Here is a 389-nt window from a genome sequence, read left to right as displayed (position 1 = left end):
ACATTAGATAATGGTGATGTGGTCAACAGCGACCTCAGTGAAGCATGGGGCGGCGCAGGTAGCATTGCGCCGAACTCTGACGACACCTTCCAGAATTTGTATCTCGATTTAGTTCGCATTGAATCGTTGGCCTCTCCTCAGCAAGTGGGCGATGTGGTTACCGCGAGATTGCTCGGCAGCACGCCAGAGCATAATCAGCAGCCCGATGATGTTCAGTATCAATGGCAACGCAGCAGTGATGGTGTCAATTGGAGCGACATTACAACGCAGGGCAATGAGGCCAATTATCAATTGACCAGCGCCGACGAAACCGCAGGTGAAGTTCGCGTGATAGCGACCCCAATCGTGGGTGGCAGCGCCTTAACCGCATTGGTCTCTGCTCCCATGCC

General features: G+C 53.7%; 1 protein-coding gene. It reads left to right on the top strand.

What is annotated here, in order from left to right; all coding sequences use genetic code 11:
* Nucleotides 1-389, top strand: a 389-nt coding sequence (locus F8B77_RS17745) for a hypothetical protein (protein ID WP_167512877.1), incomplete at both ends; no start/stop codon positions are given.

The sequence above is a fragment of the Aliivibrio finisterrensis genome, assembly GCF_008933155.1.
Classification (GTDB): Bacteria; Pseudomonadota; Gammaproteobacteria; order Enterobacterales; family Vibrionaceae; genus Aliivibrio; species Aliivibrio finisterrensis.
This window is presented reverse-complemented; position numbering and strand designations above follow the sequence as displayed.